This window comes from Streptomyces sp. Je 1-369 (assembly GCF_026810505.1).
Taxonomy (GTDB): Bacteria; Actinomycetota; Actinomycetes; order Streptomycetales; family Streptomycetaceae; genus Streptomyces.
The window spans coordinates 3,159,583-3,181,300 of sequence record NZ_CP101750.1 but is presented as its reverse complement, the minus strand read 5'-3'; the positions used below and the strand labels follow the sequence as shown (position 1 = coordinate 3,181,300).

The 21,718-nt window shown below is 71.2% G+C and carries 18 protein-coding genes and 1 tRNA gene; 10 read left to right on the top strand and 9 right to left on the bottom strand.

Annotated features, from left to right (window positions below):
- Window positions 1–118: 118 nt before the first annotated feature.
- The gene (locus tag NOO62_RS14440) at window positions 119–463 is read left to right on the top strand and encodes a 5-carboxymethyl-2-hydroxymuconate Delta-isomerase (protein WP_268771302.1); all 345 of its coding nucleotides are present in this window, start codon (window positions 119–121) and stop codon (window positions 461–463) included.
- A 418-nt stretch (window positions 464–881) separates the two neighbouring features.
- Complete coding sequence (locus NOO62_RS14435) at window positions 882–2,306, top strand: APC family permease (RefSeq protein ID WP_268771301.1); 1,425 nt, start codon at window positions 882–884, stop codon at window positions 2,304–2,306.
- A 13-nt stretch (window positions 2,307–2,319) separates the two neighbouring features.
- On the opposite strand, the gene NOO62_RS14430 is transcribed toward NOO62_RS14435, so the two are convergent.
- Entirely contained in the window at window positions 2,320–2,973 is a 654-nt protein-coding gene (locus NOO62_RS14430) for a response regulator transcription factor (protein WP_268771300.1), read from the bottom strand.
- The gene (locus tag NOO62_RS14425) at window positions 2,958–4,217 is read right to left on the bottom strand and encodes a sensor histidine kinase (protein WP_268771299.1); all 1,260 of its coding nucleotides are present in this window, start codon (window positions 4,215–4,217) and stop codon (window positions 2,958–2,960) included. Before NOO62_RS14425 ends, NOO62_RS14430 begins: the two co-directional genes overlap by 16 nt.
- 157 nt (window positions 4,218–4,374) lie before the next feature.
- Between NOO62_RS14425 and NOO62_RS14420 the strand changes: the two genes are divergently transcribed.
- The 4 genes from NOO62_RS14420 to NOO62_RS14405 all read left to right on the top strand — a co-directional run bounded on the left by NOO62_RS14420 (window position 4,375) and on the right by NOO62_RS14405 (window position 10,247).
- Window positions 4,375–4,770 (top strand): hypothetical protein, encoded by a 396-nt coding sequence (locus tag NOO62_RS14420; protein WP_268771298.1) that lies wholly within the window; start codon window positions 4,375–4,377, stop codon window positions 4,768–4,770.
- A 126-nt stretch (window positions 4,771–4,896) separates the two neighbouring features.
- Complete coding sequence (locus NOO62_RS14415) at window positions 4,897–7,599, top strand: alpha/beta fold hydrolase (RefSeq protein WP_268771297.1); 2,703 nt, start codon at window positions 4,897–4,899, stop codon at window positions 7,597–7,599.
- Entirely contained in the window at window positions 7,596–8,492 is an 897-nt protein-coding gene (locus NOO62_RS14410) for an ABC transporter permease (RefSeq protein WP_268771296.1), read from the top strand. The genes NOO62_RS14415 and NOO62_RS14410 overlap by 4 nt, the downstream gene beginning before the upstream one ends.
- Before the next feature lie 102 nt (window positions 8,493–8,594).
- Entirely contained in the window at window positions 8,595–10,247 is a 1,653-nt protein-coding gene (locus NOO62_RS14405) for a YfbK domain-containing protein (protein WP_414930821.1), read from the top strand.
- Here NOO62_RS14405 and NOO62_RS14400 read toward each other — a convergent pair.
- Complete coding sequence (locus tag NOO62_RS14400; RefSeq protein ID WP_268771294.1) at window positions 10,244–11,995, bottom strand: hypothetical protein; 1,752 nt, start codon at window positions 11,993–11,995, stop codon at window positions 10,244–10,246. The two genes, NOO62_RS14405 and NOO62_RS14400, sit on opposite strands and share 4 nt — an antisense overlap.
- A 69-nt stretch (window positions 11,996–12,064) precedes the next feature.
- The gene (locus NOO62_RS14395) at window positions 12,065–12,535 is read right to left on the bottom strand and encodes an SCP2 sterol-binding domain-containing protein (RefSeq protein WP_268771293.1); all 471 of its coding nucleotides are present in this window, start codon (window positions 12,533–12,535) and stop codon (window positions 12,065–12,067) included.
- A gap of 69 nt (window positions 12,536–12,604) precedes the next feature.
- Between NOO62_RS14395 and NOO62_RS14390 the strand changes: the two genes are divergently transcribed.
- Together NOO62_RS14390 and NOO62_RS14385 are read left to right on the top strand one after the other, a co-directional pair.
- Entirely contained in the window at window positions 12,605–13,291 is a 687-nt protein-coding gene (locus NOO62_RS14390) for a TetR/AcrR family transcriptional regulator (protein ID WP_268771292.1), read from the top strand.
- A 119-nt stretch (window positions 13,292–13,410) separates the two neighbouring features.
- The gene (locus NOO62_RS14385; RefSeq protein WP_268771291.1) at window positions 13,411–15,333 is read left to right on the top strand and encodes an AMP-dependent synthetase/ligase; all 1,923 of its coding nucleotides are present in this window, start codon (window positions 13,411–13,413) and stop codon (window positions 15,331–15,333) included.
- Window positions 15,334–15,396: 63 nt separating this feature from the next.
- Here NOO62_RS14385 and NOO62_RS14380 read toward each other — a convergent pair whose 3' ends face one another.
- Entirely contained in the window at window positions 15,397–15,825 is a 429-nt protein-coding gene (locus NOO62_RS14380) for a VOC family protein (protein ID WP_268771290.1), read from the bottom strand.
- Window positions 15,826–16,136: 311 nt separating this feature from the next.
- Between NOO62_RS14380 and NOO62_RS14375 the strand changes: the two genes are divergently transcribed.
- Window positions 16,137–16,601, top strand: coding sequence for a hypothetical protein (locus NOO62_RS14375; RefSeq protein ID WP_268771289.1), 465 nt, complete (start codon window positions 16,137–16,139; stop codon window positions 16,599–16,601).
- A 54-nt stretch (window positions 16,602–16,655) separates the two neighbouring features.
- On the opposite strand, the gene NOO62_RS14370 is transcribed toward NOO62_RS14375, so the two are convergent.
- From NOO62_RS14370 to NOO62_RS14355, 4 genes are all read right to left on the bottom strand, one after another.
- The gene (locus NOO62_RS14370; protein WP_268771288.1) at window positions 16,656–18,551 is read right to left on the bottom strand and encodes a TerD family protein; all 1,896 of its coding nucleotides are present in this window, start codon (window positions 18,549–18,551) and stop codon (window positions 16,656–16,658) included.
- A gap of 212 nt (window positions 18,552–18,763) precedes the next feature.
- Entirely contained in the window at window positions 18,764–19,222 is a 459-nt protein-coding gene (locus NOO62_RS14365) for a type II toxin-antitoxin system VapC family toxin (protein ID WP_268771287.1), read from the bottom strand.
- Window positions 19,212–19,481: a type II toxin-antitoxin system Phd/YefM family antitoxin gene (locus NOO62_RS14360; protein ID WP_268771286.1), complete on the bottom strand. Its 270-nt coding sequence runs from the start codon at window positions 19,479–19,481 to the stop codon at window positions 19,212–19,214. The genes NOO62_RS14365 and NOO62_RS14360 overlap by 11 nt, the downstream gene beginning before the upstream one ends.
- A gap of 204 nt (window positions 19,482–19,685) precedes the next feature.
- Window positions 19,686–19,758, bottom strand: a tRNA-Arg gene (locus NOO62_RS14355).
- A gap of 308 nt (window positions 19,759–20,066) precedes the next feature.
- Between NOO62_RS14355 and NOO62_RS14350 the strand changes: the two genes are divergently transcribed.
- A complete protein-coding gene (locus tag NOO62_RS14350; RefSeq protein WP_268771285.1) occupies window positions 20,067–21,716 on the top strand; it encodes a dynamin family protein in 1,650 nt (549 codons plus the stop codon).
- Window positions 21,717–21,718: the final 2 nt, after the last annotated feature.

Genomic DNA, 21,718 nt, shown 5'->3' with positions numbered 1-21,718 from the left:
ATCTCATTGAGCCGCCCCCGCGGCTCCCGAAGCCCCCGGCCTCCCCCCTCCGGCCGGGGGCTTCGCCGTTGGTTCACCGTTCTACGATGTGTGTGCACTACATGAAAGGCCGTGAGCCATGCCGCACATCGACATCGACTACGCCGACACCCTGTCCGGCACCCTGGATCTGCCCGCCCTGGTGGCGGAGCTGCATCCCCTGGTCGTGGAGCGGGTGGACTCGGTCGGCGTCGGCAAGACGTTCTGCCGCCCCTCGGCGGCCTTCGTGGACGGCAGGCCGGGCGCGGCCTTCGTGCACGTCACCGTGGGGCTGCTGGAGGGGCGCACGCAGGGCGTGAAGGCGGCGCTCTCCGACGACGTGCTCGCGTTGCTGGGAAAGCACCTGTCCGGGGTGGAGGGCACGACGTGCTCGGTGGAGGTCCGCGACCTCGACCCCTCGTACCGGCTGCACCCGACGCACTGACGGGACGCACTGACCGGGGGCCGACGCACCGACGGGAGCCGCCCCGTCACCGAGCGTGGAGCAGGGTCGTCCGGATTCCGGACGGCCCTGATTCTTTTTTGACGCGGTCCTTGCGGTTCCCGTGCGCAGGGCGCAATCCGGGCAGCTAAACCCAGCGCGTTCATACGCCTGCAATACGAAGGTCATACTCGCCGACGGCATGTTCATTGCGACCCAAGGGAGCAAACTCTTGGGAAAGCGAGGCGACTTGAGGATCAGTGCCGCTGCGGATTCCGTAGGTGAATGACCGTTGACGTTCCGGTTGCCGCCGGGGTTCGATGACGCGCCGGGAGCCCCCGAAACACCAGCTCAACAGCGCTCGGAGGCGATAGCGCTCCCGCCGTACTCCTGCCGCACGAGTCGATCGGAACCGCGCTCCATGACCGATACGCTTCGCCCGCTCCAGTCCGACGCCACCGGGGAACCCCCAGCACCGGTGGCCGTCCCGGGCGATCCCCAGAAGCTCAAGCGCTCCATCGGCGTCGTCGGCGGCACCCTCCTCACGCTGTCGTGCGTGACGCCCGCCTCCACGCTCTTCGTCGTCGTCCCCGACCTCTTCTCCTCCCTCGGCACCGCCACCGCGCTCACCATCGCGATCGGCTCGCTGCTCTGCGTGGGCGTCGCGTTCTGCTACTCGGAACTCGGCACGCTCATCCCCAGCGCGGGCGGCGAGTACGCGATGGTCTCGACGATGGCGGGCCGCCTGGCCGGCTGGCTGGTCTTCGTCCTTTCCCTCCTGGTCGTGATGATCGTGCCGCCCGTGATCGCCATGGGCACGGCCGACTATCTGGCGCCGGTCGTGCACCTCGACCCGTCCTACGCGGGCGCCGGGGTGATGATCTGCGCCACCCTCGCGGGCCTGCTCGACCTGCGGGCCAACGCGTGGATCACCGGCATCTTCCTGGTCCTCGAGGTCGTCGCGGCGGGCGTCGTGGCCGTCCTCGGCTTCGCGCACGCCGAGCGGGGCCCGGGCAGCCTGACGGACCTCACGGTGGCGTCCGGCTCCGGCTCGGGGCCCGGCGGCGGCGACACGGTCACCGCGATGCTGATCGTCTCCGGCCTCGCCATCGCCCTCTTCGTCACGCAGGGCTTCTCCACGGCGGTGTACCTCTCCGAGGAGATGGAGAACCCGCGCCGTAACGTCGCGCGCACCGTCCTCGCCACCCTCGCCATCTCCTCCGTGATCATCCTGGTGCCGGTCGTCGCGATCACCATGGGCGCCGAGAGCCTGACCGCCCTCACGGAGGGCGACATCAGCGCCATGGTGACGTCCTGGTCGAACTCCGCGGTCGGGACGTTCGTCAGCCTCTGCGTGGCTCTCGCGATCATCAACGCGGGCATCGTCATGGTCATCCAGAACTCCCGCGTCCTGTTCGCATCCGCCCGCGACAAGGCCTGGCCCGGCCCGGTCAACAAGGCCCTCTCCAAGCTCGGCGCGTCCGGCGCCCCCTGGGTGGCGACGCTCCTCGTCGGCGTCCCCGGCGCGCTCCTCTGCTTCGTCAACCTGGACACCCTGTACGGCGTCACCGGCGTCTCCGTGACCGGCATGTACCTGCTGGTGGCGGTCGCGGCCCTGCTCGCCCGCCGCGGCTCCCACGGGACCGGCGCGGCCTGGCGGATGCCGCTGTGGCCCGCGGTGCCCGTGGTGCTGATCGCGGTGCTCGCCTACATCCTCAGCCGGCAGGAACTGCCCTACCTCGGCTGGACCGGCGGCATCGTGGTCGTGGCGACGCTGTACTGGGCGCTGTACCTGCGGCCGCGGCGCGAGACGCGGTGGCTGGTGAGCGTGCCGGAGGACTCCTGAGGGTTCCGCACCCTCAGGCGGAGGGGGCGTTCAAGTAGGCGAGTACGGCCAGGACCCGGCGGTTGCTGTCGTCGTCATCGCTGATGCCGAGCTTGCCGAACATGGACGTCGTGTACTTGCTGATCGCACTGTCACTGAGGAACAGACGCCGCCCGATCGCCTGGTTGGACAGCCCCTCGGCCATGAGACCCAGCACGGACCGCTCCCGCTCGGTGAGCCGCTCCAGCCCGCGCCCCGAAGACCCGGCGGACAGCAGCTTCGCGATGACGGCCGGATCCATGGCGGTCCCGCCGCCCGCGACGCGCTCCAGGGCACCGATGAACTGGTCGGCGTCGAACACACTCTCCTTGAGGAGGTAGCCGACGGCTCCCGAACCGTCGGCGAGGAGCTCCCGGGCGTACAACTGCTCGACGTGCTGGGAGAGTACGAGGACCGGCAGTCCGGGCATCTCGCGGCGGGCGGCGAGGGCCGCACGCAGCCCCTCGTCGGACTGGGTCGGCGGCATGCGGACATCGATGACGGACACGTCGGGACGCCACTTCCGCAGCGCGGCGAGGGTCTCGGGTCCGGTGGCGGCGGTCGCCACCACCTCGTGCCCGCAGGCCTCGATCAGGCGGACCATCCCGTCGCGCAGGAGGTAGAGGTCCTCGGCTACAACGATGCGCATGGCACCGCCATCCTCACACCCGTCGGGCCGCCCACCGGGCTGGTGATCTCCACGGTGCCGTCGAAGACCGCCAGCCTGCGGCGCAGGCCCGCGAGCCCGCCGCCCTCCCGCGCGTCCGCCCCGCCCCGGCCGTCGTCCTCCACCTCGACGACGGTGCCGACGCCGTCGTGACGGAGCGAGACGTGCGCCCGGGACGCGTGGGCGTGCCGGACCGCGTTGGTGAGCAGCTCGGAGACGCCGAAGTAGAGGGCCGCCTCCACCGGCGGATCCAGGCGAAGACCGTCGTCGGCGCCGACCCGCACATCGAGCGGAACGTCCAGGGCGAGCGCGCGGACGGCGGCCACGAGCCCTCGCTCGGTGAGCACCGGCGGGCTGATCCCCTGGACCAGCTCGCGGAGTTCGGCCAGCGAGGCGGCCGCGCCGACCCGCGCCTCCCGCATCAGCGTCCTGGCCTGCTCGGGGTCGGACGCCAGCAGCTTCTCCGCGGTCGCCAGGGAGAGGCCGAGACCCACCAGGCGGGCCTGCGCCCCGTCGTGCAGGTCGCGCTCGATGCGGCGGATCTCGGAGGCCTGCGCGACCGTCGCGTCCGCGCGCTGTGCGGTCAGCTCGTCCACCCGCTCGGCCAGCGCCATCGCGGGTGACGGGCGCAGGAAACGTACCGCCACCGGCACCAGGGGCCGCCAGGCGTACGGCGCACAGGCGACGGCCACCACCGCGCCGAGCACCCCCACCAGGCGCGCGACGGCCCCCGGCTGCAGGAGCCCGACGACCGCGGCGGCCGCCCCCACCGGAGGCAGGCAGGCGACCAGGCCCGCGGTGAACGGCACGACCGCCGTGAACCGCAGGTCGCGCCAGTTGGCGGGATCGCCCCACCGCACCCGCCACTTCTGGTCGATGAGGGCGTCGCGGCTGGTGCGCTCGTAGCCGAAGCCGTTCCACCAGTACCCGGTGGACATTCGCGTCACAGGACCGGCCCGTCGGTACCCGTCGGGGATCATGGTGCCCGTCCACCGGGCGACCAGACCGCGCACTGTCCGGCACACGGGCCTCGCCGGCCCGAGCGTGCCCACACACACCAGCACGAGAGGCGCGAGCCACGACCACGGGTTGCCGGGACCCCACAGGATTCCGAGCGTCACGGCCGCGGCCCACACGGCGGGGATCAGCATGCCGACAACCGCCACGACGCACGCCCGCACGAACCCCGTGCCGACGCGCCCCATCCAAGAACCCAGCTGCCGCATGCCTCTTCCTCCGCCGCTCGCGCCGCACTCCGTACGGTCACCCCGCACGCAACAAAGCCTGCCGCAGCCCCGGCCGACAGGGGAGTGGGGCTGGACCCACCCCTGTGTACGCCCAGCCGCATACCCGTCCCGACGGACCCTTCATAACGTCGACGGCATGGAAACCCGAGAAGCCTTCACCAGGGTCGAGAACAGCATCAAGGTCTGCATCAAGGGCTACGTTGCGCTCAGCGCCGTCGCGCTCCTGGCGGTCGTCGCGGTGGCGGGCGCCGGACACCAGGTCAACACGTTCATGTGGGTCCGCGCGGTCCTGCTGCCCGTCGTCGCCGTGCTGATGCACCGGATGACCGTCGCCGCCTCCCGCGGATCCCGCCGGGCCTTCGAGCGCGTGCGCACCCTCGCCGTCGTCATGCCGATCGCCATCATCGCCGTCGACCTGATTCCGGGCGTCTGCCCGCCCTGGTACACGGTGACGCAGACCGTCTGCATGCTCCCCGTCATCCGGGTCGCGTTCCTCATCCGTGGCCGGGCGTCGCGTCCGGATCCCAGTTGACCGAGGCGGATCTCCCTGCCTACCACGGTCGTTGTACGCGGGCGCGGAGTCTACTCCCGGGGGAGGCGTGCGGGTTCAGACCGGCGGCTGCCCCGGTTGTCGGTGGGCGCCCGTACCTTTGACGGTATGGATCTACGACTGCCCAGGCCAAGGATGTCCGTGCCGCGCGGTCCGCGCAGGCTGATCGCCGCCGCGGCCGCCGTCGCGGTGCTCGCCGGTGTGGGCACGTGGTCGGCGGTCGCCTCGGAGGACGACGCTCCTGCCGTGCGGCGCACCGACCGCATGATGGACACCGATGGCGCGCGGATCGACACCTCGTACTTCACGGCGGGCGACCCGGACACCAAGCGCCCCGCGATCCTCATCGGGCACGGCTTCGGCGGCAGCAAGGCGGACGTGCGCAAGCAGGCCGAAGAGCTCGCCCAGGACGGGTACGCGGTCCTGACCTGGTCCGCGCGCGGCTTCGGGAAGTCCACCGGCAAGATCGGGCTCAACGACCCCAAGGGTGAGGTGGCCGACGCCCGCAAGCTCATCGACTGGCTGGCGACCCGCCCCGAAGTGCGGCTCGACAAGGACGGCGACCCGCGCGTGGGCATGACCGGCGCCTCGTACGCGGGAGCGGTGTCCCTGCTCACCGCCGGGTACGACCGGCGGGTGGACGCGGTCGCCCCCCAGATCACGTACTGGAACCTCGCCGACGCCCTGTTCCCCGACGGCGTCTTCAAGAAGCTGTGGGCCGGTCTCTTCATCAACACCGGTGGCGGCTGCGAGAAGTTCGAGAAGCAGCTGTGCGCCATGTACGAGCGGGTCGCCGAGGCGGGCAAGCCCGACGCGGAGGCGCGGAAGATGCTCGCCGACCGCAGCCCGGCGGCCGTCGGCGACCGCATCAAGGTGCCGACGTTCCTCGCCCAGGGGCAGACCGACTCCCTCTTCCCGCTCGGCCAGGGCGACGCCATCGCGAAGGCGGTCCGCGCGAACGGCGCGCCCGTCTCCGTCGACTGGATCGCGGGCGGCCACGACGGCGGCGACCGCGAGCAGGACCGCGTCGAGGGCCGCGTCAACGACTGGTTCGACCGCTACCTGAAGGACCGGAAGAGCACCGACACGGGACCCGCGTTCCGCGTCACCCGCACCGGAGGAGTCGACTCCACCGACGGCGCCGCCCGCAAACGCGGCGCGAGCGCCGACGCGTACCCGGGCCTGGAGAGCGGCACGCGCGCGGTGCCGCTGCGCGGCCGCGAGCAGACCTTCGACAACCCGGCGGGCGCAAGCCCGCCCGCCATCTCCGGGCTCCCCGGCGTCGGCGGCAGCCGCCTCTCCCAGTTCGCCTCGCTCGGCGTCGGCATCTCCGTGGACTTCCCGGGACAGTTCGCCAAGTTCGACTCGGCGCGGGTCCGCGACGACTTCCGGATCACCGGCTCGCCCACGGTCCGCGCCCACGTGAAATCGTCCAGCGAGGACGCGGTGCTGTTCGCGAAGGTGTACGACGTCAGCCCCGACGGCAAGCAGCAGGTCCTGCCCTCCCAGCTCGTCTCACCCGTCCGCGTGGCCGACGCGCGGCAGGGCAAGGACGTCGAACTGCGGCTGCCCGCCGTCGACCACAAGGTGCAGAAGGGCCACCGCCTGCGCCTCGCCCTCTCCTCGACCGACTTCGGCTACGCGTCGCCGTACAAGTCCGCCAAGTACACCGTCTCCCTGAAGGGCGACCTGAAGGTGCCGACCGCGCCCGGCGTGGACACCGCGGCCGCGCCCTTGCCCGGCTGGGTGTGGTGGCTGCCCGCCGCCGGCGCCGTCCTCGCCCTCGGCCTGCTCATCACCGCACGCAGGCGCACCACCGCACCCGCCCCCGACCCGGCCCTGGCCGAAGTCCCGCTCCACATCACCGACTTGAGCAAGCGCTACGCCAAGTCCAGCGACCGGTACGCCGTCCGTGACGTCTCCTTCACCGTCGAGAAGGGCCAGGTCCTCGGCCTCCTGGGGCCGAACGGCGCGGGCAAGACGACGACGCTGCGCATGCTCATGGGCCTCATCCGCCCCGACGCGGGCGAGATCCGCGTCTTCGGGCAGGCCATCAGGCCCGGCGCGCCCGTTCTCTCCCGCGTCGGCGCGTTCGTCGAGGGCGCGGGCTTCCTTCCGCACCTCTCCGGCCAGGAGAACCTGGAGCTGTACTGGAAGGCGACGGGCCGCCCCGCGGAGGACGCCCACCTGGACGAGGCCCTGGAGATCGCGGGCCTCGGCGACGCTTCCCCGAGTTCTCGGCTCCGCTCGAACAGGGGAGACCCCATCGCCCGCGCCGTGCGGACGTACTCCCAGGGCATGCGGCAGCGCCTCGCCATCGCCCAGGCCATGCTCGGCCTCCCGGACCTGCTGATCCTCGACGAACCGACCAACGGCCTGGACCCGCCCCAGATCCGCGAGATGCGCGAGGTCATGATCCGGTACGCGCGCGGCGGTCGTACGGTCATCGTCTCCAGCCACCTCCTCGCCGAGGTCGAGCAGTCCTGCACGCACCTGGTCGTCATGGACCGCGGCCGCCTCGTCCAGGCGGGCCCGGTCGCCGAGATCGTCGGCTCCGGAGACACGCTCCTCGTGGGACTCGCGGAGGACATCCCCGACCCACTCGTGGAGAAGGTCGCCGCGCTGCCCGGCGTCGCGTCGGCGGTCCGCGCGGACGACGGCCTGCTGGTGCGGCTCGACGGCACGGAACACGCGAGCGCCGTACGCCTGCTGCCCGAACTGGTGCGCCTCGACGTGCCGGTGGAGTCCATGGGCCCGCACCGCCGCCTCGAGGACGCGTTCCTCACCCTGATCGGAGGCACCACCGCATGACCGCCCCCCGTGCTTCCGGCACCCCGAGCGGCGCGCCCACGTTGGAGCACCCGACCGCGCCCGGCTACCGCGCGCGGCGGACCCTGCCCCTGCGGGTCGAGGCGGTCCGCCAGCTGAAGCGCCGCCGCACGCTCGTCATGGGCGGCATCATGGCGCTCCTGCCGATCGTGCTCGCCATCGCGTTCGCCGTCGCGGGCGGCTCGCCGGGCTCCCGCAACGGCAACGTGACCCTGATGGACACGGCCACGTCCTCGGCGGCGAACTTCGCCGCGACATGCCTGTTCGTGTCAGCGGGCTTCCTGCTCGTCATCCCCGTCGCGCTGTTCTGCGGCGACACCGTGGCCTCGGAGGCGAGCTGGTCCTCGCTGCGCTACCTGCTCGCCGCGCCCGTGCCGCGGGCCCGGCTGCTCTGGTCCAAGATGGCCGTCGCACTCGGCATGAGCGCCGCCGCCATGGTGCTGCTGCCACTCGTCGCGCTGGCGGTCGGCGCGGTGGCGTACGGCTGGGGCCCGCTGGAGATCCCGACCGGCGGCACGCTCCCCGCGGGCACGGCGACCCGACGCCTCCTCGTCGTCGTCGCGTACATCTTCGTCTCCCAACTCGTCACCGCGGGCCTGGCGTTCTGGCTCTCCACGAAGACGGACGCCCCGCTCGGCGCGGTCGGCGGCGCGGTCGGCCTGACCATCGTCGGCAACGTCCTGGACGCGGTGACGGCACTCGGCGACTGGCGCGACTTCCTCCCCGCCCACTGGCAGTTCGCCTGGGCCGACGCGATCCAGCCGGAGGCGGAGTGGGGCGGCATGATCCAGGGCTCGGCGGTCTCGGTGTCGTACGCGCTGGTGCTGTTCGCGATGGCGTTCCGGGGGTTCGCGCGGAAGGACGTGGTGTCGTAGGGGCCGTGGCCGCATCGAGACTCTTCCGCAACGGTTCCGAGCGATCGTTCGAAGGCCCTCCGGCGTCACAGTCATGTGAGCGGACGACGCGAGGGGGACCGGATGGGGACTCGGTGGAGCGGGCGGGTCGCGGGGCCAAGGCGGGCCGGGCCGGCCGGGCGGGGCGGGAGGGTGCGGCAAGGGGTGCTCGCCGTGGCTGTGGCGGGGGGTCTCGCGCTGACCGGGTGTTCGGGCGGTGGCGGGAGCGATGTCCACCGGGCGACCAGTGACGGCGGCGAGAAGCGTGACAGCGCGCCGATGCCCGCTCCCGCGCCCGCACTGCCGAACGGTGGCGCGAGCCAGGCGCCCGGCGAGCAAGGCGACGACGGACGGCGGGAGTTCGCGCCCGACTACCTCTCCACGTTCGCCCTCGACGTCGACACCGCCTCGTACGGCTTCGCGCGCCGCACCCTCGCCGAAGGGCGCCTGCCCGATCCGTCGACGGTCCGGCCCGAGGAGTTCGTCAACAGCTTCCGGCAGGACTACCCGCGGCCCGACGGCGACGGCTTCTCCGTGAGCGTGGACGGCGCCCGCACGGACGACGACGGCTGGTCACTGGTCCGGGTCGGCCTCGCCACCCGCGGCGAAGCTGCGGACACCGAACGTCCGCCCGCCGCCCTCACCTTCGTCATCGACGTGTCAGGATCCATGGCGGAACCGGGCCGCCTCGACCTCGTGAAGCACTCCCTCGACCTCATGACCGACCGGCTGCGCCCCGACGACTCGATCGCCCTCGTCACCTTCAGCGACACGGCCAAGACGGTGCTGCCGATGACGCGCCTCGGGGACAGCGAGGACGGCGGGGAGGGGCGTACGCGGGTGCACCGGGCCGTCGCGGGCCTGGAGCCCACCCAGTCCACCAACCTCGAAGCGGGCATCACCACCGGCTACGACACGGCGGTGCGCGGCAAGAGGGACGGCGCCACCAACCGTGTCGTCCTGCTCTCCGACGCCCTCGCCAACACGGGGGAGACCAGCGCGGACGGCATCCTGGACCGTATCTCCGACGCCCGCCGCGAGCACGGCATCACCCTCTTCGGCGTCGGTGTCGGCAGCGACTACGGCGACGCCCTGATGGAGCGGCTCGCCGACAAGGGCGACGGCCACACGACGTACGTGTCGAACGAGGAGGACGCGCGCGAGGTGTTCTGCGAGCAGCTCCCCGCCCACGTCGAGCTGCGGGCCCGCGACGCGAAGGCGCAGGTGTCCTTCGACCCGGAGACGGTCGAACAGTTCCGGCTCATCGGGTACGACAACCGGGAGGTCGCCGACGACGACTTCCGCGACGACTCCGTGGACGGCGGGGAGATCGGCCCCGGCCACACGGTGACGGCGCTGTACGCGGTGCGGACCAAGCCGGGCGCGGGCGGTCACCTGGCCACGGCGAGCGTGCGCTGGCTCGACCCGGACAGCCGCGCGCCGCACGAGGAGTCGGGCCGTATCGAGACGGCCGACCTCGACGGATCGCTACGGGAGGCGGACGCGGGCCTCCAGGTCACCGCGGTGGCGGCGTACTTCGCGGACGGCCTGCGCGCGGCCGCCCCGCCCGGCAGCCACACGGACCGTGACCTCCCCGGACCCGTGCCCGCCACGCCCTCCCTCACGGAACTCTCCGCGCGGGCCCACGCGCTGCCGACCCGCACGAAGCAGGTGCGTGAGCTGACGTCGTCGATCGACGCGGCGGCGCGCCTGAGCGGGGAGTCACACAGTCCCTAGCGCCCGCACAACTGCCGTTCCGCCCGCACCGGATCGTTCGGGAAACGGAAGGACGTGCGCTCCACGGACCCGATCACATTCCGCCAGAAGCGGCCGACGGTCAGCGGCGCGCGGGTGGCGGCCCGCAGTTCCGCGAGTGGCCCGCAGCGCAGGGCACGGCGGGCGGCGTCGACCCGGGCGGGGTCGAGGCCTTCGGGCACCTCGGCGGCGCCGCGCTCGGCGACGATCCACTCGTCGGGCAGCCGTTTGTCGTGTCCCACGCGGCCGTTGACGATGCCTTCGGAGTGGGCGGCCAAGGGGTAGGCGAGCCCGATGGGGTCGAGGGCCGCGCCGGAGAGCGGAACGACGGCTCCGCTGAAGCCGAGCGTGTTGTACACCCCCGTCACCCCCGGCGCACCGCCCGCGACGGGCGTCCGGGCGAGGAGCAGGGCAGGGGCGCCGGCTCGCGCCCGCTCCCGTACGAGAGCGGCGTACGCCCTGTTGCCCGGCTGGCCCGCGAAGTCGTGGTGGAGGGGGTGGGGGGAGGCGTTCTGACGTACGTACACGCCTCGCTCGTCCGCGATCCCGCCCACGCCGCCGATCCGGCCCTCGTACGGCACCCGCAGCACGCCCGCACACGCCACGGCCCACACGCCGACCACGACCGCGGCGACGCCCCACGCGCGCGTGAGGGGCACCAGGAAGACGGGCAGCAACATCAGAAGCAGCCCCGGCAGGAACATCCGGCCGTGCATGAAGTCGCCGCCGACCTTGATGACGTAGAGCCAGCAGAGGGCGCCGGCGAGGAGGGGAGCGGCGATCGGGGCGGAGTCCCGCACGATGCCGGCGTCGCGCATCTGTCGTACGCCTGACCTCCGCGCGTACAGCACCACCGCACCGATCGTGACCACCGGCACCCACAGCGCGTACGGCTCCGTGAAGTCCCAGAGGTAGTCGAAGCCTCGCCCCCACAGGCTCCGCGAAGCCTCCTTGGTGACGCCGGGCAGCGGCACCAGATGCCCGTAGTAGCCCATGCGGAAGATCTCGTACGCGACGGGAAGCGCACCGGCGACGCCCGCTCCGGCGAGCGCCCCGCGCCACGAGGGCCGTACCGTCACCCACTGCGCGGCCAGGAAGACCACCGAGACGATCGCCAGGTCGGGCCGTACGAGAGGTCCGAGCCCCAGCACGGCGCAGGTCACGAGTGAACGGGGGCGCGCGACGAGCGCGAGCCAGGCGCCCGCGATCCAGCAGGTGGCCAGCCCGGTCTCCAGGCCGGAGGTGGCGAAGTCCCAGACGGGCGGGAGGGCGAGCAGGACGAGGGCGCCACAGGGTACGAGGAGCCCGCCCCGGCCGGTCCGTCCTCGCAGCCGCACCGCCCCGACCCCCGCGAGCACGAACCCGGCGACGGTGCACAGCAGCCCCCCGTACATCGCCACGGTCGCGACATCACCCCCCATCGCCCCGCCCGCCACCAGCAGCCACTGCCACAAGGTGCCGGTGGACGACTCGGCGCGCTCGCCCGCGTTGAACACGGGCCCGTTGCCGGCGAGGACCTGCCGGACCGTACGGACGTAGATGTGCCCGTCGTCGGACATCCACCGCCTCTGGAAGCCGGCGAGGCCGATGACGAGCGCGGGCAGCAGGCAGGCTCCGAGCCGGCAGGGGGCCCGCCATCGGCCGGGCGTGCGCGCTCCTGCTCCCGCTCCGGGGGAGGGCCCGGCGGCGGCTTCGGGGTCACGGACGGAGGTGTACGCGGACGTCGTCATGATCACTACATCGGCGCAGGTTGGCGACGGCTTGAGAGAGCGGAGGGGGCAGGCCTCGGCAATGGGACGTCAGACCTTGGGAATGTCGAAGTACCGCGTGAGCCCCGCCGCCAGCGCCACATCACCCACAACCCGCACCTTGCGCATCATGAACAGCGCGACGGGACCCACGTTTCCGGACACCAGCTTGAGGAACTCGGCGTCGGCGAGGATCAGCGTGACCCGCGGCTTCGACTCCGACTGTCCCGCGCGTACGACACACGTACCGTCGGCGATGTCCGTCTCGTACACCACGTCCTCGTTGCCGCCGCTGCCGGTGATCTTCCAGCGGATGAGGGCGGTCACCGATGCTGCGGCCTCGGGCTTGAACTGTCGTTCCATCCGCCCGAAGACTTCCTGGAGGATGCGTCCGCGTAGCGTGCCGTCCTCGGCGAGCTCGGCGAACTGCTTGTTGGAGAGCCCCTTCACGATCCGCGCGAACTCCTCGGGCGTGACGCCGGCGAAGTCGAGCTCGGCGATCTCGCTGATGTCGTCGGCCACGTCAAACTCCTTACCCTGAAGTAAACTTACTAAACGGTAAGGTAATCGTCGCCAGGGAGGCTGACAAGGGTGAGCGGCACATCCGAAGACGCACCGGAGCCGAGGGAGGCGCGGGCCCCGCGCAGGCGCCGGGTGCCGCGCCGTGAGCGGGAGCGGCAGATCGTCGATGTGGCGGTCCAGGTCTTCGCCAAGCGTGGCTATCACGGCGCGTCGGTGGACGAGATCGCCGAACTGGCGGGCATTTCCAAGCCGATGGTGTATCTGTACCTGGACTCCAAAGAGGGCCTCTTCCTCACCTGCCTGCGGCGCGAGGCGGACCGCCTGGTCGGTGCCTTCCAGGGCGCGGCGACGGCGAGCGGCGCGACACCCGAACTCCGCCTGTACGCGGGGCTGCGCGCGTTCTTCGCGTTCGTCGCCGAGCACCGCGACAGCTGGGTGGTGCTGCACCGCCAGGCGTCGGAGCTGAGCGTGGCGATCGCGGCGGCCGTCGCCGAGGCCCGTGTCGCGGTGATGGCGGAGGTGGCGGGGCTGGTCCGGGCAGGCATCGCGGAGGCGGGCCCGGCGGCACAACTCACCGCCGAGGACGCGGACTTCGTGGCGCACGCGCTGGTGGGTGCGGCGGACTCGCTGACGGACTGGATGGCCCGGCACCCCGACCAGTCCCCGGAGGGGGTGACGCTCCGGCTGATGAACATGGTGTGGGTCGGGATGGGCCGGGTGCTGGAGGGGGAGGCCTGGCAGCCGACGACGGACTGAGGGTGGATTACTGCCCGCTCCCCTTGAATTTTTCTTACGTGCCAGTAAGTTGACCCACGAGTAAGTACGCGCGCCGATCGCCTGCACATCAGCTGGGAACCGGAAGCCGGGGAGCCGTCATGGGCGTACGCAAGGATCTGAAGAGGGCACAGCGCCACAGTGACCTGGCGAAACGAGCCGAGGTCGAACTCATCAAGGACGAATACGGCACGGTACGTGAGGCGCGCACCGCCCCCCTCGTACCCCGCCCCACCGCGGGCAGCACCGCGGACATCCCCTTCACCAACGCGGTCGAGGCCCCTGACGCCGTGGTCATGCGCCGCAAGAAGGCCGGTGAGTGGCACCCCGTCACCGCCGCCGCGTTCGCACGCGAGGTGACGGAGACGGCCAAGGGCCTGATCGCGGACGGCCTGGAACCCGGCGGCCGCGTCGCCCTGATGTCCCGTACGCGCTACGAGTGGGCCGTCCTGGACTTCGCGATCTGGGCGGCGGGCGGCCAGACCGTCCCCATCTACGCGACGTCGTCGGCGGAACAGATCGAGTGGATCGTCCGGGACTCGGGTGCGCGCTTCGTCATCGTCGAGACGGCGGAGAACGCGGCGACGACGGAACCGGCCGTGGCCGGGCTGGAGGAGCGGCCACGCATCCGTCACATCGACGGCGGCGCGATGTCCGAACTCGCGGCACTCGGCGCCGACGTGTCGGACGAGGAGGTCACGAAACGCAGGTCCGCGCTCACCCCGGACTCCATCGCGACCCTCTGCTACACGTCGGGCACCACGGGCCGCCCCAAGGGCTGCGTCCTGACGCACGGCAACCTGCACGCGGAGGCGGCGAACACCGTCGACCTGCTGCACCCCGTCTTCAAGGAGATCACGGGCCAGGTCGCCTCCACGCTCCTCTTCCTGCCGCTGGCCCACATCCTGGGCCGCAGCATCCAGATCGCCTGCATGATGGCGCGCATCGAACTCGGCCACTGCCCGAGCATCAAGCCGGACGAACTGCGCCCGGAGTTGCGGGCGTTCAGGCCGACGTTCCTCGTCGGAGTCCCGTACCTCTTCGAGAAGATCCACGAGACGGGCCGGGCGACCGCGGAGAAGATCGGCCGCGCCGCCTCGTTCGACCGGGCCGAACGGATCGCGGTGCGCTTCGGCGAGGCGCACCTGAACAGGTTCCTGGACGGGAGCGGCCCGGGCCCGTCACTCGCCCTCCGCGCGGGCTGGGCGCTCTACGAGCTGCTCGTCTACCGCCGCATCCGCAAGGAGGTCGGCGGCCGCCTGCGTTACGCGATCAGCGGCGGCTCCCCCCTGGACCGCGACCTCAACCTCTTCTTCTACGCCGCCGGGATCATCATCTACGAGGGGTACGGCCTGACCGAGACCACGGCCGCCGCCACCATCACCCCACCGCTCAAGCCCCGCCCCGGGACGGTCGGGCCGCCCGTGCCCGGAACGTCGGTGCGCATCGCGGACGACGGCGAGGTGCTGATCAAGGGCGGCATCGTCTTCGGCTCGTACTGGAACAACCCGGCCGCGACGGACGCCGTACTGGCCGACGAGTGGTTCGCCACGGGGGACCTGGGGGCGCTGGACGCCGAGGGCTACCTCACGATCACCGGCCGCAAGAAGGACATCCTCGTCACCTCGGGCGGCAAGAACGTCTCGCCCGCGATCCTGGAGGACAGGCTGCGCAGCCGTTCGCCGGTGGGCCAGTGCATCGTCGTGGGGGACAACCGCTCGTACGTGGGCGCGCTCGTGACCCTCGACCCCGAGGCGGTCGCCCACTGGCTCACGGTACGCAAGCGCCCCAAGGACACGCCACCGGCGGAGCTGGCGCGGGACCCGAAGATGATCGCGGAGGTCCAGAGGGCGGTGGACTACGCGAACGCGGCGGTCTCGAAGGCGGAGTCGATCCGCAAGTTCGCCATAGTGGGCGGCGAGTTCACGGAGGACAACGGCTTGCTGACCCCGTCCCTGAAGATCAAGCGGCATGCGGTGACGGAGGCGTACGCGGCGGAGATCGAGGACTTGTACGGCGCGTAGGGGGGGCGGGGTCGTCGTGGTGGTGACGGCGGGTGCGGCCCCGTAGGGGGACCCGTCGGCCTCTCAATCGATACAGAACTCGTTGCCCTCGATGTCCAACATCGGAATGCACGAATCGTTGCCGTCGTACAGCGTCTGCACGTACACGGCCCCGAGCGGAACCAGCCGATCGCGCTCGGCCTCGAGCGCGGCGAGCCGCTCTGCACCCACGAGCCCCGTGCCGACCCGCACGTCGAGATGGACCCGGTTCTTGACGACCTTCCCTTCGGGTACGCGCTGAAAGTACAGCCGCGGCCCGATGCCTGAGGGATCGATGCAGGCGAACCAGGAGTCCCGCTGCTCGGGCGGCTGCGCCTGCTTGAAGTCGTCCCAGGTGGCGAACCCGTCCGGCGGCGGCGGTACGACATAGCCCAATACGTCGCACCAGAACCGGGCGAGCCGCTCGGGCTCGGCGCAGTCGAAGGTGACTTGGAACTTCTTGATCGTCGCCATCCGCTCACGGTACGAGTACACGTCGCTTCCGGGAACCCCGATACGGCCCCGATGAAGCCCGATGAAGCCTGATGAAGCCCCACGAAAGCTCGGCGAAGCCCCACGAAGCCCGACGGAACCTCTCTGGGGACTTCACGACACGACCCCTGTCATGTCACGAACGTGTCCCGAGAACGATCAAGATGCAACTGCGGCAACCACGCTGACTGTCTCCTGGAACAGAAAGCGACACGGACGAACAGCCCGCGCCCAGTTCACTCGCCCGCCGCTCCCCAGCAGCGATGGCCCCCACGCAGAGGACAGAGACCAGAATGCGCACTCGGAAGATCTCGGCACTGACCATGACCGCAGTGGCCCTCGGTCTGGCACTGACGGCATGCAACAACGGCGGCGCCGACAACGCGTCCTCCTCCGAGAGCAGCGCATCGTCGTCGGGCGCGAGCGCCTCGAAGCCCGACGCTTCGAAGTCCGACGCGTCGAAGCCCGACGCCACGAAGGACAAGGCGTCGGGCACGCCCGCCAAGGCCGGTACGAAGTGCACGGACCAGCTGAACTACGCCGGTGACCCCCGCTCGAACGCGGAGATCAACTCGATCGGCGCGGACACCGGCACCTGCCCGCCGGTCCAGAAGCCCGACAAGTCGGCGGGGACGCCGAAGGACCCCGACACGAAGTGCACGGACCAGGTCGACTACGCGGGCGACTCCCGCTCGAACGCGGAAATCAACTCCATCGGCGAGGACACCGGCACGTGCCCGCCGGTCAAGCAGAAGTGACCCGCTCGCCCTGATCGAGTCACGCGGCGCCTGATCACCAGCCGGGGAGACAGGTCAGTCGTCGACAGCGACGCCGTACCCGCGTGCGAGGTCACCGAGTCCGTGGTCGTGTCCCTGTCCGACCGCGCGGAAACGCCAGACGGAGCCGCGGCGGTAGATCTCGGCGAGGAGCAGGGACCGTTCCGTGGTGGCCGCGTCCATCGTGGCCAGTGCCAACGCCGCGGCACTGTCGTCCGGCGCGGCGGCCACCTGGACCGCTCCGACGTCCCCGAAGGTCGCTTCCCCGTCGATGGCGGCCGCGATGACGACCTTGCGCGAGGCGGGCGGGAGGGAGGCCAGGTCGATGGTGATGGTCTGCTCGGCCGGGCCGTCGGTGAGGAGTCGCACCGTGCCCGCCGGGTTCTCCGGGGCGCCGTAGAAGACGAAGTCCTCGTCGAAGGTGACCTGTTCGTCCTCGTCGAGGGCGAATGCGACGACGTCGATCTCGGAGTGGTCCTGTGGCACCCAGCTCGCGGTGACGTGCCAGGGGGGCGCGGGAGTTCCGGAGGGCGGTGCGGGCAGGTCGATGACACCGCCGCGCGGCAGTACGCGAGGGGCAGACGGCCGGGCCGCAGCCGACTTCTGCTCGTCCTTCTGCTCATCCCTCTGCTCATCCGCGGCCTCATCTTCATCGCTGCGGACCGCTGTTGGCGCGCTGAGCCAGTTCTCGTCATGCAGAGGCAGCCCCAGGTCCGCGATCCGGCGCCTGCGGCGGTCGTATTCACCTCCGGCCAGGACGACGACATCGGTGACGCTGAACGAGAGGTTGACGGCGGCAGAGCCGCCCAGCTCCACGATGCGGCTACGGGCCACGACCGCGTCCGCGTGCGTACCGCCGAGGACCAGTACCCGCTGCCCGGTCAGCGGTTTGTCCGTCGACGCGGCTTTGTCGGGCTCCGACGGCCGGGGGGCCGGAACAACCGCCTCCGGCGCCCGAACAACCCTCTCCGGTGCCGGGGCGGCGGCCTCCGGCGTGGGTGCCTGGTGGAGCGCCCCGGACTGAACTCCGGCGAGCAGTTCGAGGAAGGCGGACTCGTCGATGACCGGCACGCCCTCGGCGATGGCCCGCCGGGCCTTGGCCGATCCCGACGCGGAGTCGTTGGTGACCAGCGCGCTGGTGTGCCGACTGACCGAGGACACCATGTTCAGACCGGCGGCGACCGACCGCGTCACCAGCTCCGCCCGCGAGGTCGCGGTCTCCCCGGTGATGGCTATCTTCATGCCCTGGAGGAGCGGGCCGCCGGGCTGCAACCGCCCCGGATTGCGGTACGCGCACGGTGTCTTCGGCGGTTTGGGCGCGAACTGGGAATCCTGCCGGGGCGGACAGGCCACCAGCGGCAGTGGCAGGCCGAGGCGCGCCGCCTCCCGCAACGTGGCGCGGAAGATCCCGGAAAGGACCCGGGTGTCGTCCAGCGCGTCATGCGCCTGGGTCTGCGCTACGCCGTAGTGGGCGGCCAGCGTGCCCAGCTTCATGTCCTCGACCGGCAGATCGACCTGCCGGTTGAGAGCCAGGGTGCACAGCCGCTGCGAGACGGGCAGGTACGTGCGGGCACGGGCGAACTCGTGGGCCAGGAAGTCGTAGTCGAACTGTGCGTTGTGAGCCACGAGGACCCGGTCCCGCAGCAACGCGCCGAGCTGCTCCGCCACCTGCTCGAAGGACGGCGCCCCGCGCAACCGCTCGGCGGTCAGACCGTGGACGTGCACGGGCCCGGGGTCACACCCGGGATTCAGCAGCGTCGAGAACTCGCCGGTCTGCACGCCGTCGCGCCCGATGGTCACCACCGCGATCGACAGCACGCGGTCCCTGCGGGCGACGAGCCCCGAGGTCTCCACATCCACGAGCGCCCAGTCGAAGGCGTAGTCACGCAGGTCGGAGAGGTCGAGGGCGGAGGAGAGGACAGCAGCAGCCATGCCCGTAAGGATGGTGCGGAATCAACCGTTCCCTCAACCTGGATGCCGATATACCCCGTTATGCACATCGGGCAAGGAGCCAATCTCCCGCCGGGATTGCTCGCGGGCCGTTCGCGAACGAAACCCGTCGAGGCGCTTGCTGTCACTTCACGCGCTCATCGGCTGGGAACTGCCCGGCTCATCACGGGCCGAGCGGTCACTCATGTTCGGTGCTACCGGTCGTGCAGGGTCTCGGGCCTGGTTACGGGCACGATGGTGATCAAGTCGTCGAGGCCCTTGAAGTCGTCGGGGTTGGTGGTGAAGAGGGGTAGCTCCTCGGCGGCTGCGGTGGCGGCGATCATCAGGTCTGCCACACGGCGACGGGGCTTGCGGCCTGCGGAGACGACGGCGGCGCAGATCCTGCCGTAGATACGCGCGGCCTCCACGTCGAAGGGGATGGGGTCGAATTCGTTCTCGGCGCGCTGTAGGACGTCCATGCGGCGGGCCCGCTCGGCGTGTTCGTCGTAGCCGCTCTGCTCGTCGCTGCCGCGTACCTGATGGGGGCCCGCTGAGAGTTCCGCGAGGGTGATGGCGCTGATGGCCATCTCGGCGGGCAACTCGTCGGTGTCGATCCACTTGCGCAGGATCATGATGTTGGTATCGAGCAGCCCTTGCTCGTGCTCAACGGGCATATGGGTCGTCCAACTCCTGCTCGACGAGGGCGTCCTGGTCGTCGCGGAAGGCGTCCGTGGAAATGTCAGGGGCGGTGCGTGACATGGCCGCGAACTCGGCACGGGGAACGAAGCGGCGACGGCGGCGGAGCGGGATCAGCTCGCCGAGAAGGTGTCCGTCGCGTGTGACGGTGAACGCCTGTCCTCCCTGGACGGCATCCATGATCTCTTTGGAGCGGGTGCGCAGATCGCGCTGAGTGATCTCCGGCTGCGCTGGCATGCTGTCCACGGTAGCGGAAGTGTGCTACCCGGTGCTACATCGCGTTTCGCAGACGAGGGGCGTTGTCGCCATGGCGCGGGGTTTTTCGGCGCGAGGTTTGTCTGTCCCGCGATCGCGGGAAGGCGAAGGCGCTTGCTGTCGGAGCGATGTGCATCCGGACACGAAAGAGCCTCTCACGCGTCTTCGCAGGTGAGAGGCTGTTTGCGCCCCCGGCAGGACTCGAACCTGCGGCCAAGCGCTTAGAAGGCGCCTGCTCTATCCACTGAGCTACGGGGGCCGGGTGTGGCCGGGTGGCACGGGGCCGGATGTGGGGGTGATCCGTGACCTTGCCGGGGACAAGGATAGGGCTCCCGGGTCCCTGCCCCTGGCGCTTCGCCTCCGCGCCGCGATGTGGAGGTTCGGTGAAGCGATCCTGATAATCGCAGGCAGGTGCGAATCTCGCATCGCTTTTGGCGTCTCACGCCCCGGGTGTTGTGCACTCGTTATGCCTGCGCCCCGACCGCCCCTTCCCTCACCTGCGTCCGATCGGCGCGCAGAGGCGCCCATATGCTTCAGAAAGACGCCAAAATTGGGCATTCTTCGCATGTGGTGACCTTGGACGTACGGCCTCAGCTGCTTGACGCACTCTCCGCCCTGCGCGAGCGTGTCGCCGCCGCACGCTTTCCGCTCCCCCTGCCAGGGGCGCCCCGCGCGCGTGCCAACCGGGACGAGCTGTTGGCACAGCTCGATGACTATCTCGTGCCCCGGCTCAAGGCCCCCGAAGCGCCCCTTCTCGCCGTCATCGGCGGATCCACCGGGGCCGGCAAGTCCACCCTCGTGAATTCCCTGGTGGGGCGACAGGTCAGTGAGGCGGGTGTGCTGCGGCCCACCACCCGCACTCCCGTGCTCGTCTGCCATCCGGACGACCACCACTGGTTCTCGGGGATGCGGATCCTGCCCGACCTCACGCGCGTGTGGGTGCCACGCCAGGACCCCGGTGAGGAGGAGGGCGAAGGGGAGGGAGACGCGGGCGGGGACGCGGCGGCCCTCGTCGGTGAGGAGGAGCGCGCGCTACGTATCGAGACCGCGCCCAGCCTGCCCCGCGGACTCGCCCTCCTGGACGCACCCGACATCGACTCCCTCATCGCCGACAACCGCGTCCTGGCCGCCGAACTGATCTCCGCGGCCGACGTGTGGGTGATGGTCACCACCGCGTCGCGCTACGCCGACGCCGTCCCCTGGCACCTGCTGCGCACCGCCAAGGAGCACGACGCCACCCTCGTCACGGTCCTCGACCGCGTACCGCACCAGGTGGTGACCGAGGTGTCGCGCCAGTACGGGGCGCTGCTCGCCAAGGCTGGCCTCGGCGACGTACCGCGTTTCACCGTGCCCGAACTGCCCGAGTCCGCGGGCGGCGGCGGGCTGCTCCCCGCCACCGCCGTCGCGCCCCTGCGCGCCTGGCTCACCCACCAAGCCCAAGACCCCTCCGTCCGCGAGCAGGCCGTCGCCCGCACCGCCCTGGGGGTCCTCGGGTCCCTCGACTCGCGCATGCCGGAACTCGCGGGCGCCGTCGCCGCCCAGTACGCCGCCGCGCTACGGCTCACCTCCGCCGTCGACGAGGCGTACGAGAACGAGCACGCGCGCGTGGAGAGGCGTTTGCGGGCCGGAGGGGTACTCGCCGGAGGCGCCCTGAAGCGCTGGCGCAGCTATCCGCTCGACTGCGGAGCCGGTGAACTCCTCGACGCCATCGCCGAGAGCCTGGAGGCGCTGCTGCTGTGCGCTGTCACCGCCGCCGACGAGCACATCGACGACGCCTGGCGGCGCGAACCCGCCGCCGGAGCGCCGACCCTGGCCGGGCGCGATCCGGAGACCGAGAGCGCCGAGCACCGTATCGGGATGGCCGTACGCAGGTGGCGGCGCGAGATGGAGGAGTACGCCGAGGACGAGGTGCGCTGCCTCGAACGGGTCGACAAGAACGTCCTTCCCGACCCCGAGGTCGTCGCCGCGCTGCTCGCCACGGCGCTGCTCGGCGGGCGCCGGGCGCGTGCGGCCGGGGAGGTCCTCGCCGAGCGGATCGGCGCCCAGGCCGCCGTCCGGCTGCGCGACCGGGGCGGGCGCCTGCTGGTCGACTACCTGGAGAAGGTCCTCAACGCCGAACGGGAGCGCAGGCTCGCCCCCCTGTACGCCCTCGAAGTGCACCCCGAACCCCAGGCCGAGCTGATCGCCGCCCTGTCCGTACTCCAGAAGGAGAGGTGACC

Bases quoted from the DNA above. Each gene is read 5' to 3' on its own strand.
- NOO62_RS14410 (WP_268771296.1), top strand. From the start codon at position 7,596: ATGACCGCCCCCCGTGCTTCCGGCACCCCGAGCGGCGCGCCCACGTTG.
- NOO62_RS14365 (WP_268771287.1), bottom strand. From the start codon at position 19,222: ATGCCCGTTGAGCACGAGCAAGGGCTGCTCGATACCAACATCATGATC.
- NOO62_RS14400 (WP_268771294.1), bottom strand. From the start codon at position 11,995: ATGACGACGTCCGCGTACACCTCCGTCCGTGACCCCGAAGCCGCCGCC.
- NOO62_RS14360 (WP_268771286.1), bottom strand. From the start codon at position 19,481: ATGCCAGCGCAGCCGGAGATCACTCAGCGCGATCTGCGCACCCGCTCC.
- NOO62_RS14430 (WP_268771300.1), bottom strand. From the start codon at position 2,973: ATGCGCATCGTTGTAGCCGAGGACCTCTACCTCCTGCGCGACGGGATG.
- NOO62_RS14375 (WP_268771289.1), top strand. From the start codon at position 16,137: ATGCGCACTCGGAAGATCTCGGCACTGACCATGACCGCAGTGGCCCTC.
- NOO62_RS14380 (WP_268771290.1), bottom strand. From the start codon at position 15,825: ATGGCGACGATCAAGAAGTTCCAAGTCACCTTCGACTGCGCCGAGCCC.
- NOO62_RS14370 (WP_268771288.1), bottom strand. From the start codon at position 18,551: ATGGCTGCTGCTGTCCTCTCCTCCGCCCTCGACCTCTCCGACCTGCGT.
- NOO62_RS14415 (WP_268771297.1), top strand. From the start codon at position 4,897: ATGGATCTACGACTGCCCAGGCCAAGGATGTCCGTGCCGCGCGGTCCG.
- NOO62_RS14385 (WP_268771291.1), top strand. From the start codon at position 13,411: ATGGGCGTACGCAAGGATCTGAAGAGGGCACAGCGCCACAGTGACCTG.
- NOO62_RS14440 (WP_268771302.1), top strand. From the start codon at position 119: ATGCCGCACATCGACATCGACTACGCCGACACCCTGTCCGGCACCCTG.
- NOO62_RS14405 (WP_414930821.1), top strand. From the start codon at position 8,595: ATGGGGACTCGGTGGAGCGGGCGGGTCGCGGGGCCAAGGCGGGCCGGG.
- NOO62_RS14425 (WP_268771299.1), bottom strand. From the start codon at position 4,217: ATGCGGCAGCTGGGTTCTTGGATGGGGCGCGTCGGCACGGGGTTCGTG.
- NOO62_RS14435 (WP_268771301.1), top strand. From the start codon at position 882: ATGACCGATACGCTTCGCCCGCTCCAGTCCGACGCCACCGGGGAACCC.
- NOO62_RS14420 (WP_268771298.1), top strand. From the start codon at position 4,375: ATGGAAACCCGAGAAGCCTTCACCAGGGTCGAGAACAGCATCAAGGTC.